Genomic DNA, 12,965 nt, shown 5'->3' with positions numbered 1-12,965 from the left:
GAGGGATCAGGCTGGTCGGCGGATGACCCAGCCCCGGCGTCGACATGCGAGCTTTCCCGTCGTGCAACTGCAGAATTGCGTTGCACAATCCAGGCCATCAACTGGGTTAACGAAAGCTTTTCATATCTCGCGTTGCAACAAAAACGCGTGATCAATTCGCCTCGAGGGGTGTGAGGATCAGCCCCTCGCTCGGGCCGATCGAGAGATCGCCGATTTCGACCGCGCCGGAGCGGCCCGACCGGCTCGACAGGAGCACCTTCCAGCGCGTGCCGTCCGGCAGGGCGTGCTGGCGCTCCTGATCACCGAAGTTCAGGACCACACGCACGGTCTCGCTGCCCTCGGAGCGCTCATAGATGAGCAGATCGTGGGCAAGCTCAGCCGGGGACGACACCGTTCGGTAGCTGCCGACCGAGAGCGCGGCATGGTCCCGGCGCAGGTGAAGCAAACGGCGATGCAACGTCAGGATCGAGCCCGAGCTGTCGCGCATCTCGTCAACGTTGCGGCGCGCGCAATCGGCGCTCAGCGGGAGCCAGGGCTCGCCCGTCGAGAAGCCGGCATGCGGAGCGTCCTCCCATTGCATCGGCGTTCGCTCCGGGTCGCGGCCGTGACCCGGCTCGTTGCGCTCCCACGGGTCCTGCGCACGGTCCGAGGGGATCTGCACGTTCCCGAGGCCAATCTCGTCGCCATAATAGAGGGTCGGTGTGCCCCGCAGCGTCAGCAGCAGCATCGCGGCTACCCGGGCCTGTGCCTCGCCGACGCGATCGACGATGCGCGGCCGGTCGTGGTTGCCGAGCACCCAGTTCGGCCAGCCGCCCTCGGGCAAGGCCGCCTCGTATTCCTCGACGAGCGCCGCCACGGATTCGGCCTGCCAGGGCGTCGAGAGGAGCTGGAAGTTGAAGGGCAGGTCGGCTCCCGCCAGGTCCTCGCCGTAATACGCGACGAGCCGCTCGATCGGCAGGTAGATCTCGCCGATCAGCACGCGCTCCCCGAATTCGCGCAGCACGCTCCGCATCCCCGCGACGACGTCGAAGACCTCCGGTCGGTCGCAGGAATAGATCTGATCGAACCGGTTGATCTCGGGCAGATCCGGTACGAAGGCCGGGTTGAGAGGATTGTCGCGAAACCCCTCGTCCTTGATCAGGTGCCAGATCACATCGACCCGGAAGCCGTCGACCCCGCGCGCCAGCCAGAAGCGCAGCACGTCGTGCATCGCCTCCCGCACGGCAGGGTTGCGCCAGTTCAGGTCCGGCTGCTCGCGAAGGAAGGCGTGGTAGTAATATTGCCCGGTCGTCTCGTCGCGGCTCCAGGCCGGGCCGCCGAAATTCGAGACCCAGTTGTTGGGCGGCCCTCCATCGGGGGTCGGATCGCGCCAGATGTACCAGTCGCGCTTCGGGTTCTCTCGCGAGGCGCGGCTCTCTGAGAACCACGGATGCGCGATCGAGGTATGGTTCGGTACGAAATCGAGGATGACCCGGAGCTTGCGCCGATGCGCCTCCGCGACGAGGGCGTCGAAGTCATCGAGTGTGCCGTAGAGTGGGTCGACGTCGCAGTAATCCGAGACATCGTAGCCGAAATCGGCCATCGGCGAGGTGTAGAAAGGTGATATCCAAATCGCGTCGACGCCGAGCCAAGCGAGATAGTCGAGCCGAGCGGTGATCCCGCGCAGGTCGCCGACACCATCGCCGTTGCTGTCCTGAAACGAGCGCGGATAGATCTGGTAGACAGTGCCGCTCTTCCACCAGACCGTGTCGGACATCAGGATTTCCCCGGCCAATCCTCATGGTGCACAGGGCAAGCTTAGCCGCTGTTGTCTCTCAAAGCGAGACATCGAATCACGTTCGCAATAACCGATCCTTTGCCGTATCCGGACGGAACACCTGCGCTGTTCGCTCGTTCAGGAAGGCTTCAAGAGCACATCGGCACGGTCCATGCGTCGTTGCTGCGGCGCGGTTTGTGTCGACCGGGACACAGATGAGCAGGCAAAGCATTTGCTGCCTGGGCGTGCACCATGCCGAAGTCTCGACAGACCGATACAACCGGGGACACCATGCCGGACGAAGCACCCGGAGCTGATCAGCGCCGAAAGAAGCGCGTGAAGCCCTCGGAGTCCGGACGCGCTCCGGTAGCGACGAAGGGGGACCTGAAGATGCTCAACGAAGCTGAGGCTCGTCACGAGTCGGCGGCGGACGCGGATGCATCCGCGGCGTCGTCTGCCAAGTTCGCGAGGGAATCGGCGGCGACGCGGGCGCTCGCAAAGGAGAAGCTCTTCAATGGCGATGCCGTGGTCGAGCTGCGGGAAGCCATCCGGGCCAAGCTCGTCTATGCGCTCGGCAAGACGCCCGAGAGTGCCCGTGACCGCGACTGGTTCGCGGCGACCGCGTTGGCTTTGCGCGACCGGATCGTCGATGCCTGCCATGAGGGCAGCAGCGGCAAGGTCCCGGAGAAGCGGGTCTACTATCTCTCGCTGGAATTCCTGATCGGCCGGCTCCTGTCGGACGCGATGAACAATCTGCGCCTCGTCGAGACCACCAAGGCGGCGCTCAGGGACCTCGGCGTCGAACTGAACGAGGTCGAGGAGGCCGAGCCTGACGCCGCACTCGGCAATGGAGGCCTCGGTCGTCTCGCGGCCTGCTTCATGGAAAGCATGGCGAGCCTGTCGATCCCCGCTATCGGCTACGGCATCCGTTACGATCACGGTATCTTCCGCCAGTCGATGGAGGATGGCTGGCAGCGCGAGGCGCCGGAGACTTGGCTGGCGGAAGGCAACCCGTGGGAGTTCCCACGCCCGGAATCGACCTATCGCATCGGCTTCGGCGGCCATGTCACCATGTCGGCCAGCGGCGATAATATCCGCCGCCAGTGGCATCCGGCCGAGACCGTCAACGCAGTCGCCTACGACATCCCCGTGGTCGGCTGGCGCGGCCGGCACGTGAACCAGCTCCGCCTCTGGAAGGCCGAGGCAGACGCGCCGGTGGAACTCGCCCGCTTCAACCACGGCGACCATGTCGGCGCGGTGGCCGGCCGGGCTCGCGCAGAGTCGATCTCCCGCGTGCTCTATCCGAGTGATTCCTCGGCCGAGGGCCAGGAGCTGCGCCTGCGCCAGGAATACTTCTTCACCTCGGCCTCGCTGCAGGACCTGGTGCGACGGCACCTGAACGAGCGCGGCGACCTGCGCTCACTGCCAGACCATGCCGCGATCCAGCTCAACGACACGCACCCGGCCATCGCGGTGCCCGAGCTGATGCGCATCCTCATGGAGGAGCACGACTTCACCTACGAGGATGCCTGGCACATCACCACGAATACGCTCGGCTATACCAACCACACCCTGCTACCCGAGGCCCTGGAAACCTGGCCCGTCGAGCTGATGGAGCGGCTGCTGCCGCGCCACATGCAGATCATCTATCTGATCAACTGGATGCACCTCGAGGAGCAAGCCAAGCAGGGCAAAGGCGACGCCGCCCACGTCGCCGCGGTCTCGCTCATCGACGAGTCGCACGGCAAGCGCGTGCGGATGGGGCATCTCGCCTTCCACGGCTCGCGCCGCGTGAACGGCGTCTCGGCCCTGCACAGCGACCTCCTGAAGACCACGCTCTTCAAGCCGCTGCACGAACTGGAACCGGAGAAAATCGTCAACAAGACCAACGGCATCACCTTCCGCCGCTGGTTGCACAACGCCAATCCCGAGTTGACGCAGCTTGCCGTTGAGACCGTCGGCGAGGGCGTTCTCGACGATCCCGAGCTGCTGCTCGGGCTGGCCGACCACGCCGACGATCCGGATTTCCGCAAGCGCTATGCGGCCGTGCGGCGCGCTCGCAAGCGTCGGCTCGCCCAGGTCATCGTCGAGCGCACCGGCATCGCGGTCGATCCCGCCGCGCTGTTCGACGTGCAGATCAAACGCATCCACGAATACAAGCGCCAGCTCCTGAACTTGGTGGAGACGGTGGCGCTCTATCAGGCGATCAAGGAGGCCCCGCACAAGGACTGGACGCCGCGCGTCAAGATCTTCGGCGGCAAGGCGGCACCGAGCTACGTCCAGGCGAAGCTGATCATCAAGCTCGCCAACGACATCGGCCGGACCATCAACGACGATCCGGACATTGCCGGCCGGCTGAAGCTGGTCTTCCTGCCGAACTACTCGGTGAGTCTCGCCGAGGCGATTATCCCGGCGGCCGACCTCTCCGAGCAGATCTCGACGGCAGGCATGGAAGCCTCTGGCACCGGCAATATGAAACTGGCGCTGAATGGCGCGCTCACCGTCGGCACGCTCGACGGCGCCAATATCGAAATCCGCGACCATGTCGGGGCGGACAACATCTTCATCTTTGGCCTCGACGCCGCCGGCGTGCAGCAGCGCGTCGCGGAGCCTGCCTATGCGCAGCGGGCGATCGCCGCCTCGCCGCGGCTAGCGGCAGCGCTCGACGCGATCGGGTCGGGCGTCTTTTCGCCGGAGGAACGCGGCCGCTACGGCTCGCTGGTCGACGGGCTGCGCTACCACGATCCCTACCTGCTGACCGTCGATTTCGACGATTATTGGCGGGTACAGCGCGAGATCGACGCGGCCTGGAAGCGCCCGGCCACCTGGTGGCGCGCGGCGATCCTCAATACCGCGCGGATGGCGTGGTTCTCGTCCGATCGCTCGATGCGCGAATACGCCGAGGAGATCTGGCGGGTGAAGGTGGCCTGATAGCCGGCGTTTGGAACCAGGCCCGTCTCGACATCGAGGCGGGCCTTCTTCTTTTTTCAGATCGTCGCGTCCAGGGGAATCGTGTAGCAGCGGGCCCCGACGCTCGCGGCCAAAACTTCCACGGCCCCGACCGTCGCGGCGCGGCCGGAGACATGGACCGCATCGTTCGCGCGCAGCATCGGGATATGTGCGGTGAGCGGTCCGGGTCGCACGTCCGGCGGCCGCTGCCGGTTGCGATCCGCGACCGTGATGATCCGCGAGACTCCAGTGGCCGTCAGCCAATCGAGGGCCGGCCGCATGTAGAGGTCGAGCGGATCGCGCGCTCCCACCACCAGGGCCTGCTCCCGTGCCGGCTCGATGTAGCGCGCCGCGCGGGCGATGGCCCAGATGCCGGCAAAGCCGGCCTCGTCCGCCACCAAGACCATGCGGCCGCCGCCGGGCCGGTATTGGCCGCGGCCGACGGGTCCCTGCACTTTCACCGGCTTGCCGAGTTCGAGCTCGCCCGCGAAGGAGCCAGCGACGACGCCGGCTTCCACGCCGATATGGAACACCAGCTCGTTCAGCTCGGCCGCGCCGTCGACCCGGAGCGAGGGTGTGAGCGTGACGGGATGCCAGCCGGTCAGCGACAGCACCACCTGGTGACCGGGCTGATAGGCAAGCGGATTGGTCAGCGTGACCACGGCCTCGACGACGCCGGGGCAGAGCCGGGTGATCTCGGTGATGGTGCCGCTGCGCTTCACCGATTCCTGGGCCAGCTCGGGCTCGCCCGGCGCCTGCAGGGGGTTGGCGGCGGGCATCTTGAGGCGCATCGGCTCGGCGCGCTGCGCGCGCGGCTCGGCCCGGCGTCCGGCCGGGGCGCCGCCTTGGCCGAACGCGGCGGCACCGTGCACGCCCTGCATCTGGGTCATCATGCCGTCGGACACGGCATCATCGACCTGCGTATCTCCCGTGGAGACGCGCACCGACTTGCCGTTGACGACGAGTGAGCAACGGGCGCTCATGGCCGTCTCCCGTTTCGATAAATGATGATGACGCGGGCTTCGCGCGTCAGACGGGGGCGTGCAGCAGCCGGTCGACCAGGGTGGCCCAGCGGTCGCGGACGGCGCGCGCTTCGGCGCCGAGGGTGTCGTCTTCCTCGTCGAGACCGAGGCAGGCACGAAGGCTGGCGTTCTCGCTGCGCTCGGCGTGGAGCACGGCCTTCAGCAGCATCATCTCTGTCCGTAGACGTTTGATGTCCGAGGACACTGCATCGGCCGGCTCGTCGAAGCTCGTCTCGGGCTCCTCGGCGATCGGCTGCGGAGCGCTGGCCAAGGGCGTCCGCGCGGCCGGCGTCGCGTGCATGTGAATCGGGCGCGCGATCAGGCGCCGAACGACGTCGGAGCCGTGTCCGTATCTCGTCCGCCGCGCCGCCTCGGCCATCGCTCGTCTCCGCAAACCGTCCGCAGACCGCTCAAGAGCGATCGTCGTGTCTCCACTGGACTTTGCGACGACATGGTTAAGGGAGCTTTAAAACGATCGTCGAGATCGGGCCGTATCGTTGCTGGCCGCGAGTTGAATGAGACCAGCATTCCGATCGTTCTGCGAAGCTGATTTTCAATAAAATTGTACCATTGACGAGCGTCCGGCCAAGCTGCAATCTCGGTGTCGCAGACTGCTTCGCGAGACGTGAACTCAAGCTAATCTCACGAGCTCACCTCGGCATCGGTCTGCACTGTTCCCGAGTACACGGTCATCTTTGGCTTGGCGCATCCACGCGCCGGGGAGCACTTCATGCTGCAGGGAAGGCGAGTCCTCATCGTCGAGGACGAGGCGCTGCTCGCGATCGAATTGTCCGACATCGTCGAAGGGAGTCATGGCCACGTCGTCGGGCCGTTCCGGACCAACCGCGACGCATTGCGGCTGCTGGACACCGAGACCGTGGACGCCGCGATCCTCGATCTGAACCTCGCCGATGGCGAGGCCACGCCGACGGCCGAGCGTCTCGCTGCGGCCGGCGTGCCCGTCCTGGTCTGCACGGCCGGGACATTGCCGCGGGCGATGAAGCTGCAATGGCCGGACATCCCGATCCATCGCAAGCCCGTGAAGGCCGAGCGGCTGGTCGATACCCTGCGCGATCTCTGCGCGCAGGCTTAAGATCAGGCCGCTTCCGGCGCCGCTCCCACGAGCTGGCGGGCCTGCAGCACGGTCATCGGCTCGCCGAAGGCCGCGCCCTGAGCGTAGTCGCAGCCCACGTCCTGCAAGCCTTGCGCGTCGGCCTCGGATTCCGCCCCCTCGGCGATAATGGCGAGGCCGAGCTCCTGCGCCATCTTGACGATCGAGCGCAGGATCGCCGTTCGGCCGGAGCCCATCTGCCGGACGAAGGAATGGTCGATCTTGATCGAGTCGAAGGGGAAGCGCTGCAGGTAGGACAGCGCTGAATAGCCGGTGCCGAAATCGTCGAGCGAGAGGCCGGCGCCGAGATCGTGGATCCGGGCAAGCATCTGGGCCGCGTATTCCGGGTTCTCCATCACCAGACTCTCGGTCAGCTCCAGCTTGAGCGAGCCGGGGATGACGCCCGAGCGGGCGAGCACCGTCTTTACGTCGTGCAGCAGGTCGTGCCGCAGGAGCTGCCGCGACGAAATGTTCACGGTGGCGAAGATCGGCGGCTCGACTTCGAGCGAGCGTTGCCAGGCGGCCAGCTCCAGCGCCGTGCGCTCGATGGCGTAGTTGCCGAGATTGACGATGAAGCCGGTCTCTTCCGCCACGGGCATGAAGGTCGAGGGCGGGATTCGCCCGAGCTTCGGATGGTCCCAGCGCAGGATCGTCTCGAAGCCGGCGACGGTCCTGTCTTCCAGCCGGACGATCGGGTGGAACAGTACCTTGATCTCGTTGCGCTCCAGCGACTTGCGCAGGTCTCCTTCCAGCATGAGCCGGTCCGAGCGCTCGGTCCGCATTGTGGCGCGGAACACGTCGGTGCGGTCGCCGCCGCCGCGCTTGGCCTGGATCATCGCCATCTCGGCGTTCTTGAAGACGTCCTCGCGCTTGGGCGCCGCCGTCCCCTGGCCGCCCTCGTAGAGCGCGATGCCGACGGACACGGTGAGGAAGACTTCGCGGTCGGCATAGGTCACGGGCGTCGCGATCGCGCGCCGGATCATCTCGGCGAAGGAGAGAATGCGGTCCGGATCGCGCTCGGATTGCAGGATCACCGCGAACTCGTCGCCGGCGACGCGCGCCAGCGTATCTTGCGGCCTCAGCAGGCGGCCGAGCCTGCGCGAGAGCGTAAGGAGGATCGAATCGCCGGCCGAGAGGCCGATCGCGTCGTTGATCGCCTTGAAGCGGTCGATGTCGAGCACGATCACCGCCGGCTTCAGGCGCTGGTCCTGGCCGGCCATCGCGAGAGCAGCGTCGAGGCGGTCGTAGAACAGCTCGCGGTTCGGCAGTCCGGTGAGGCTGTCATGCACGGCATCGTGCAGCAGCCGCTCCTCGGCGGTCTTGTTCTCCGTGACGTCGGCGATGGTGCCGACGATGCGCACGACCTCGCCATCGGTGCCGATCACTGGCCGCGCCTTGAGGCGGTACCAGTAATAGGGGCCGGAAGCCGAGCGCAGCCGGAAATCGTGCAGGATGCGCCCGCGGCGTTCCTCGATCACGGTATCGAGCGCTGCCGAGTAGCGCTCGACGTCGAAGGGATGCAGCAGGCCGAGCCAGTTCGAGGCCGGCCCTTCGAGGGAGCCGCGTTTGAGACCGAGCTGGCTCTCGATCTCCTGGCCGGCGAAAACCCGGTCGCCGAGCACGTCCCAGTCGAAGACGATGTCGCCAGCCCCCGTCAGCGCCAGCGCGCGCCGCTCCGTATCCGAAACCAGGGCGTGGCCCATGCCGCTGCCAGTGAAGGCGTGCTGCATCACCGTGAAGCCGATCAGCATCACGATCAGCACGAGTCCGCCGATCAGCGCCGGCTGGACCAGGTCGGACCCGATCTGGCCGGTCACCGTGAAGGCCGCGGCTACCACCCAGACCAGCAGCAGCAGCCAGGTTGGGATCAGCAGGATGGCCCGGTCGTAGCCGTTATGGACTGCGAGGTAGAGGATCAGCAGCAGCCCGACACCGGCCACTGCGGCGATCGAGATGCGCGCCACGCCCGCCGCCACCGGCGGGTCAAAGGCGGCTAGACCCACTAGGCCCGCGAGGAAGGCCAGCCAGAAGAAGGCGACGTGGCTGTAGCGCACGTGCCAGCGCGACAGGTTCAGATAGGCGAACAGGAAGACGAGCAGCGTCGCACCGAGCACCGCCTCGGCCGAAGCGCGGTAGACGCGCTCGACCACTTCGGTTGTGGGAAAAACCCGCTGGAAGAAGCCGAAATCGATGCAGGCATAGGCGAGCACCGACCAAGCCAAAGCAGCGGCGGCTGGAAAGATGATCGCGCCCTTCACCACGAAGATGATCGTCAGGAACAGTGCCAGCAGGCCCGCAATCCCGATGATGATGCCCTCGTAGAGCGTCAGGCCCGAGGTTTTCTTACGGTAGGCGTCCTGGTCCCAGAGATAGACCTGGGGAACGTTCGGGCCTTTCAACTCGGCGACGTAGGTGACGGTCGTGCCGGGATCGAGCGTGATCAGGAACTGGTCGGCGTCGGTGCTTTCGTCGCGGTCGGGCCGGATGCCCTCGCTCGCGGTGATCGCTGCAATGCGCGAGCCGCCGAGATCCGGCCAGACCACGCCGGAGCCGACGAGGCGGAAATGCGGGGCGACCAGCAGCCGGTCGATCTGCTCGTCAGTGTCGTTGGTGAGCGCAAAGACCATCCAGTCGGGCCGGGCCCCGGCCTCGCGCGCCTTCACGGCGATGCGGCGCACGATGCCGTCCTTGCCGGGGGCGGTGGAGATCTGGATGAGATCGCCATCCGAGCGATAGCGCTCGATCGTCGAGGTCAGGTCGATGGCCGGCGCGTCGAGCGTCACGCGCACTGCCTCGACCGCGTGAGCGGGCAGCGTAAGGCCGAGAGCGCCAAAGAGCGCCGTCAGGAAAGCGAGGACGAGGGGAATCTGGCGCAACGGAGCTTTTCTTCGGGACCGCTCTTCAACCACGGCATGCGATCCGGCAGGCGGGACAAGTGGTATCGGCGCGGCTTTCCATGGGCAAGGTGGTGGACTCCGGGACGTCGGAGTGCTCACCGCTGAAATGTCGCGCGGTCGGACCACGGCGTCGCGTGGATTTGCGGCCAAAACAAGCCAGGACGGCCCGGGTCTTTAGCTTGGCCGTTGGATAGCCGCCTTGGGGCCGTCTAGCGCCGTGCCTGCCCGTGCTTGCTTTGATGGTTCTGGCCCGGCACCGTCATGGGGTCGATGGCGGGCGACGGTCTCGTCGCCCTGCAGCGCCAGCGAGGCAGTACGAGCATGAGCGGACCCTTGATTGCGCTCACCGGCGCGACCGGATTCATCGGCCGGCATCTGCTCAAGGCGCTCACGGCGCGAGGCTATCGTGTTCGGGTCCTGCTGCGCCGGCCCGTCGAGGTGCCGGAGGGCGCCAGCAGCGCCGTCGTCGGCGATCTCGCCCGGCCGATCAACATGGCCGCCGCATTGTCTGGCGTGGATGCCGTGGTGCATTCGGCGGGTCTTGCCAATGCCATGTCGGGGGCGCCGGAAGACGATTTTCGCAGCTCCAACACGGAGGCCACCCGGCGCCTCGCCGAGGCGGCGCAGCGTGCCAAGGTGCGGCGCTTTGTGTTCCTGTCCTCGATTCGGGCGCAGACGGGGGCGAGCGCGCCGAACCCGGTCACCGAAGCAGACCCATCCGTCCCGACCGACGCCTATGGGCGTTCCAAACTCGCGGCCGAGCAGGTCCTTGCAGAGACCGGCCTCGATTGGGTCGCACTCCGACCGGCGCTGGTCTACGGCGTCGGCGCGAAGGGCAATATGGCGGCGCTGCTGAGACTTGCGCGGTCGCCGTATCCCCTGCCGCTGGCAGGCCTGTCGGGCCGGCGCTCACTGGCCTCGGTGGAGAGCCTGTCTGCTGCGGTTGCGACGGTGCTTCAGACGGCAGGGCCGCTGGAACGCGCCCTGATCGTCGCAGATCCTGATCCGCTGACCATGCCGGAAATGTTGGCCGCCCTGCGCTCGGGCCTCGGGCGACGCCCGGGCCTGCTCCTGGTGCCATCGCCGCTGCTCGGCCTCGCCTGTCGGATCACGGGGCGCGAGGAGATATTCGACCGGCTGTCCGGCTCCCTCGTCGCGCGCTCCGACGAGCTGGCCGCGCTCGGCTGGCAGCCGGCGCAGACGTCGCGGGACGGGTTGGCGGAGCTCGCCCGCAACGCAGCCGGCTGATTGGACGCGATCAGGCGGTCTTCTCGGGCTTCCCCGCCAGCGCGATATAGAATCCGAGCCCGTCCTCAGCCGGCAGCGTCTGTAGACGGTCGACCCAGCCGCGGCGCTTGGCATCGAGCAGCAACCGGCCGACGGGCTGGAAGAGCGTCTCTCCGCCACCTTCCGGCGGCGGTTCGAGGCGCACGGCCACGGTCTTGCCCTTCGCGAAGCGGCTGCGCTCCAACATGTCGTTCAGGGAGGCCTCGGCCTTTGCCCAGGCCGCGCCACGCAGGTCGAGCACCGATTCCGCGTCGGTCAGCCCGAGCGCGCCGCGCAGCTTGTTGGCGTAGAAGTCTTCGAGATGGGGCAAGGCCGGGAATCCGCGACGGTGGCGTCAGGACGCGCGACCGCCGCAAATCTCGGCGGCGGGGCGCAAACTCCAGCTTCCCGCACTGTCGGCGGGGCGTCCAGCCCTCACGATACGATCGCCGGCCTTGCCTGCATGCTCCTCAGGCCGTTGCGCGATACCGTTCGGCAGCGTGTGACTGCGCGAAATTCGGGATCATCGCCGTCCGTGCCGCTTCCAGCGCGTCCCACTGGCCTGCGCTCGGCAGCGGCGGAATCGTCACCGGCTCCCGCCGGTCGAACCCGACGAGGGCGGCATCTACCAGCTCTGAGGTCTCCATCACACCCTGCAGGCTGTTCACGTCGCGTCCGGAGCGCTCCCAGATTTCCGTGCGAGTCGCGGCCGGCAGAACCGCCTGGACGTAGACGCCCTTCGGTCCGAGTTCCTGGGTGAGTCCCTGGCTCAAGAACAGCATGTAGGACTTGGTGGCACCGTAGACCGTCATCCCGAATTCTGGCGCGAGGCCGACGACCGAGCCGATATTGACGATCGCGCCCTTGCCGGATCGCGCCAAACGCGGCGCCACGGCGGCTGCGAACCGCGTCGGAGCGGTGATGTTCAGGGCGATCAGGTCGGCCGTCTGCTCCGGGGACTGCTCCACGAAGCTGCCGGGAAGCGCCGCACCGGCGTTGTTCAAAAGAACCTCGATTCGCTCATCGCTCCGAAGCCGCTCCTCGATGCGCGCGATGTCCGCCGCCGCCGTGACGTCCGCCTGGATGACATCGACCGTAACGCCGGTCTCCGCTCTCAGGCGTACGGCAAGACTCTCGAGCCGCTCGGCGTTGCGGGCGACCAGAACGAGGTCGTGGCCGCGCTTGGCGAAACGATCTGCATAGATGGCGCCAATGCCGGAAGAGGCGCCTGTGACGAGGACGGTGGACTTGCTGGCCATGAGGGAACTCCTGGTTTTAAACATGATGATCATCATGTATAATAAACATGACGAGCATCATGTTTCCAAGCAAGAGGGTTGGTGCTCGATCGAGGTGAGGTTCCGCACATGAGAGTGAGCCGAGAGCAGGTGGCCGAGAACCGCGGCAGGATTTTAAAAGAGGCCGGACGCCTGTTTCGGGAGCGCGGCTTCGAAGCGGTGACGGTGGCCGAGGTGATGAAGGCCGCTGGGCTGACCCATGGGGGCTTCTACGGCTACTTCCAGTCCAAGGATGAGCTGATCGCCGACACGCTGGCAGAGCTGGTGGTCGCGCCCGCTCCCGAGCCGGCATCGATCGAACGTTACGCCGACCGTTACCTCACGCTCGACCACGTGGCCGATTGTGCCGGAGGCTGCCCGGTCGCCGCCCTCGCCACGGAGACGGGACGCCAGACGCCCCAGGCGCGTGCCGCGATGACCGAGGGCCTTCGGCGCCAGATCGAGCGGCTCGGCCAAGGGATAGCTGGCGAGGATCGAGACGCCGCGCGGCAGGCCGCCATCGGCAGCTGGGCGGCTATGGTGGGGGCGGTGGTGCTCGCCCGGATGTGCGATGATCAGGCCTTGTCCAGCGAGGTGCTGGAACAAACCCGCGCCTTCATCGGACGTCGCGTCGGGACGGTGCACGGCGCGACCTGATCCACGAGGCTAACGGGGCCGCCAGCGGAG

At 66.8% G+C, this 12,965-nt stretch carries 10 protein-coding genes; 4 read left to right on the top strand and 6 right to left on the bottom strand.

Going from position 1 to position 12,965, the window contains the following annotated elements; all coding sequences use genetic code 11:
* Positions 1 to 151 precede the first annotated feature (151 nt).
* Complete coding sequence (locus tag HCU64_RS01150; protein WP_233381962.1) at positions 152 to 1,756, bottom strand: alpha-amylase family glycosyl hydrolase; 1,605 nt, start codon at positions 1,754 to 1,756, stop codon at positions 152 to 154.
* Positions 1,757 to 2,146: 390 nt separating this feature from the next.
* Between HCU64_RS01150 and HCU64_RS01145 the strand changes: the two genes are divergently transcribed.
* Positions 2,147 to 4,687: a glycogen/starch/alpha-glucan phosphorylase gene (locus tag HCU64_RS01145; protein ID WP_233381961.1), complete on the top strand. Its 2,541-nt coding sequence runs from the start codon at positions 2,147 to 2,149 to the stop codon at positions 4,685 to 4,687.
* 56 nt (positions 4,688 to 4,743) lie between these two features.
* On the opposite strand, the gene HCU64_RS01140 is transcribed toward HCU64_RS01145, so the two are convergent.
* A complete protein-coding gene (locus HCU64_RS01140; protein ID WP_233381960.1) occupies positions 4,744 to 5,688 on the bottom strand; it encodes a ferredoxin--NAD(+) reductase in 945 nt (314 codons plus the stop codon).
* Between the two features lie 46 nt (positions 5,689 to 5,734).
* Positions 5,735 to 6,106: a hypothetical protein gene (locus tag HCU64_RS01135; protein ID WP_233381959.1), complete on the bottom strand. Its 372-nt coding sequence runs from the start codon at positions 6,104 to 6,106 to the stop codon at positions 5,735 to 5,737.
* A gap of 351 nt (positions 6,107 to 6,457) precedes the next feature.
* Here HCU64_RS01135 and HCU64_RS01130 point away from each other — a divergent pair, with 351 nt between their 5' ends.
* On the top strand, positions 6,458 to 6,820 hold the full coding sequence (locus HCU64_RS01130; RefSeq protein WP_233381958.1) for a response regulator: 363 nt from the start codon (positions 6,458 to 6,460) through the stop codon (positions 6,818 to 6,820).
* Positions 6,821 to 6,822: 2 nt separating this feature from the next.
* On the opposite strand, the gene HCU64_RS01125 is transcribed toward HCU64_RS01130, so the two are convergent.
* Complete coding sequence (locus tag HCU64_RS01125) at positions 6,823 to 9,714, bottom strand: EAL domain-containing protein (protein ID WP_233381957.1); 2,892 nt, start codon at positions 9,712 to 9,714, stop codon at positions 6,823 to 6,825.
* A gap of 342 nt (positions 9,715 to 10,056) precedes the next feature.
* Between HCU64_RS01125 and HCU64_RS01120 the strand changes: the two genes are divergently transcribed.
* Positions 10,057 to 10,983 (top strand): NAD-dependent epimerase/dehydratase family protein, encoded by a 927-nt coding sequence (locus HCU64_RS01120; RefSeq protein WP_233381956.1) that lies wholly within the window; start codon positions 10,057 to 10,059, stop codon positions 10,981 to 10,983.
* A gap of 10 nt (positions 10,984 to 10,993) precedes the next feature.
* Here the strand turns inward: HCU64_RS01120 and HCU64_RS01115 are convergent, their stop codons facing one another.
* Positions 10,994 to 11,332, bottom strand: coding sequence for a hypothetical protein (locus HCU64_RS01115; protein WP_233381955.1), 339 nt, complete (start codon positions 11,330 to 11,332; stop codon positions 10,994 to 10,996).
* A 139-nt stretch (positions 11,333 to 11,471) separates the two neighbouring features.
* Positions 11,472 to 12,260: an SDR family NAD(P)-dependent oxidoreductase gene (locus HCU64_RS01110; protein WP_233381954.1), complete on the bottom strand. Its 789-nt coding sequence runs from the start codon at positions 12,258 to 12,260 to the stop codon at positions 11,472 to 11,474.
* Positions 12,261 to 12,368: 108 nt separating this feature from the next.
* Here HCU64_RS01110 and HCU64_RS01105 point away from each other — a divergent pair, with 108 nt between their 5' ends.
* Positions 12,369 to 12,935, top strand: a complete 567-nt coding sequence (locus HCU64_RS01105; RefSeq protein WP_233381953.1) for a TetR/AcrR family transcriptional regulator — start codon at positions 12,369 to 12,371, stop codon at positions 12,933 to 12,935.
* Positions 12,936 to 12,965 lie beyond the last annotated feature (30 nt).

It is taken from the genome of Methylobacterium sp. C25 (assembly GCF_021352225.1).
GTDB lineage: Bacteria > Pseudomonadota > Alphaproteobacteria > Rhizobiales > Beijerinckiaceae > Methylobacterium.
This window is presented reverse-complemented; position numbering and strand designations above follow the sequence as displayed.

Coding starts and splice junctions, on each gene's coding strand:
- HCU64_RS01150 (WP_233381962.1), bottom strand. CDS start 1,756: ATGTCCGACACGGTCTGGTGGAAGAGCGGCACTGTCTACCAGATCTAT.
- HCU64_RS01145 (WP_233381961.1), top strand. CDS start 2,147: ATGCTCAACGAAGCTGAGGCTCGTCACGAGTCGGCGGCGGACGCGGAT.
- HCU64_RS01140 (WP_233381960.1), bottom strand. CDS start 5,688: ATGAGCGCCCGTTGCTCACTCGTCGTCAACGGCAAGTCGGTGCGCGTC.
- HCU64_RS01135 (WP_233381959.1), bottom strand. CDS start 6,106: ATGGCCGAGGCGGCGCGGCGGACGAGATACGGACACGGCTCCGACGTC.
- HCU64_RS01130 (WP_233381958.1), top strand. CDS start 6,458: ATGCTGCAGGGAAGGCGAGTCCTCATCGTCGAGGACGAGGCGCTGCTC.
- HCU64_RS01120 (WP_233381956.1), top strand. CDS start 10,057: ATGAGCGGACCCTTGATTGCGCTCACCGGCGCGACCGGATTCATCGGC.
- HCU64_RS01110 (WP_233381954.1), bottom strand. CDS start 12,260: ATGGCCAGCAAGTCCACCGTCCTCGTCACAGGCGCCTCTTCCGGCATT.
- HCU64_RS01105 (WP_233381953.1), top strand. CDS start 12,369: ATGAGAGTGAGCCGAGAGCAGGTGGCCGAGAACCGCGGCAGGATTTTA.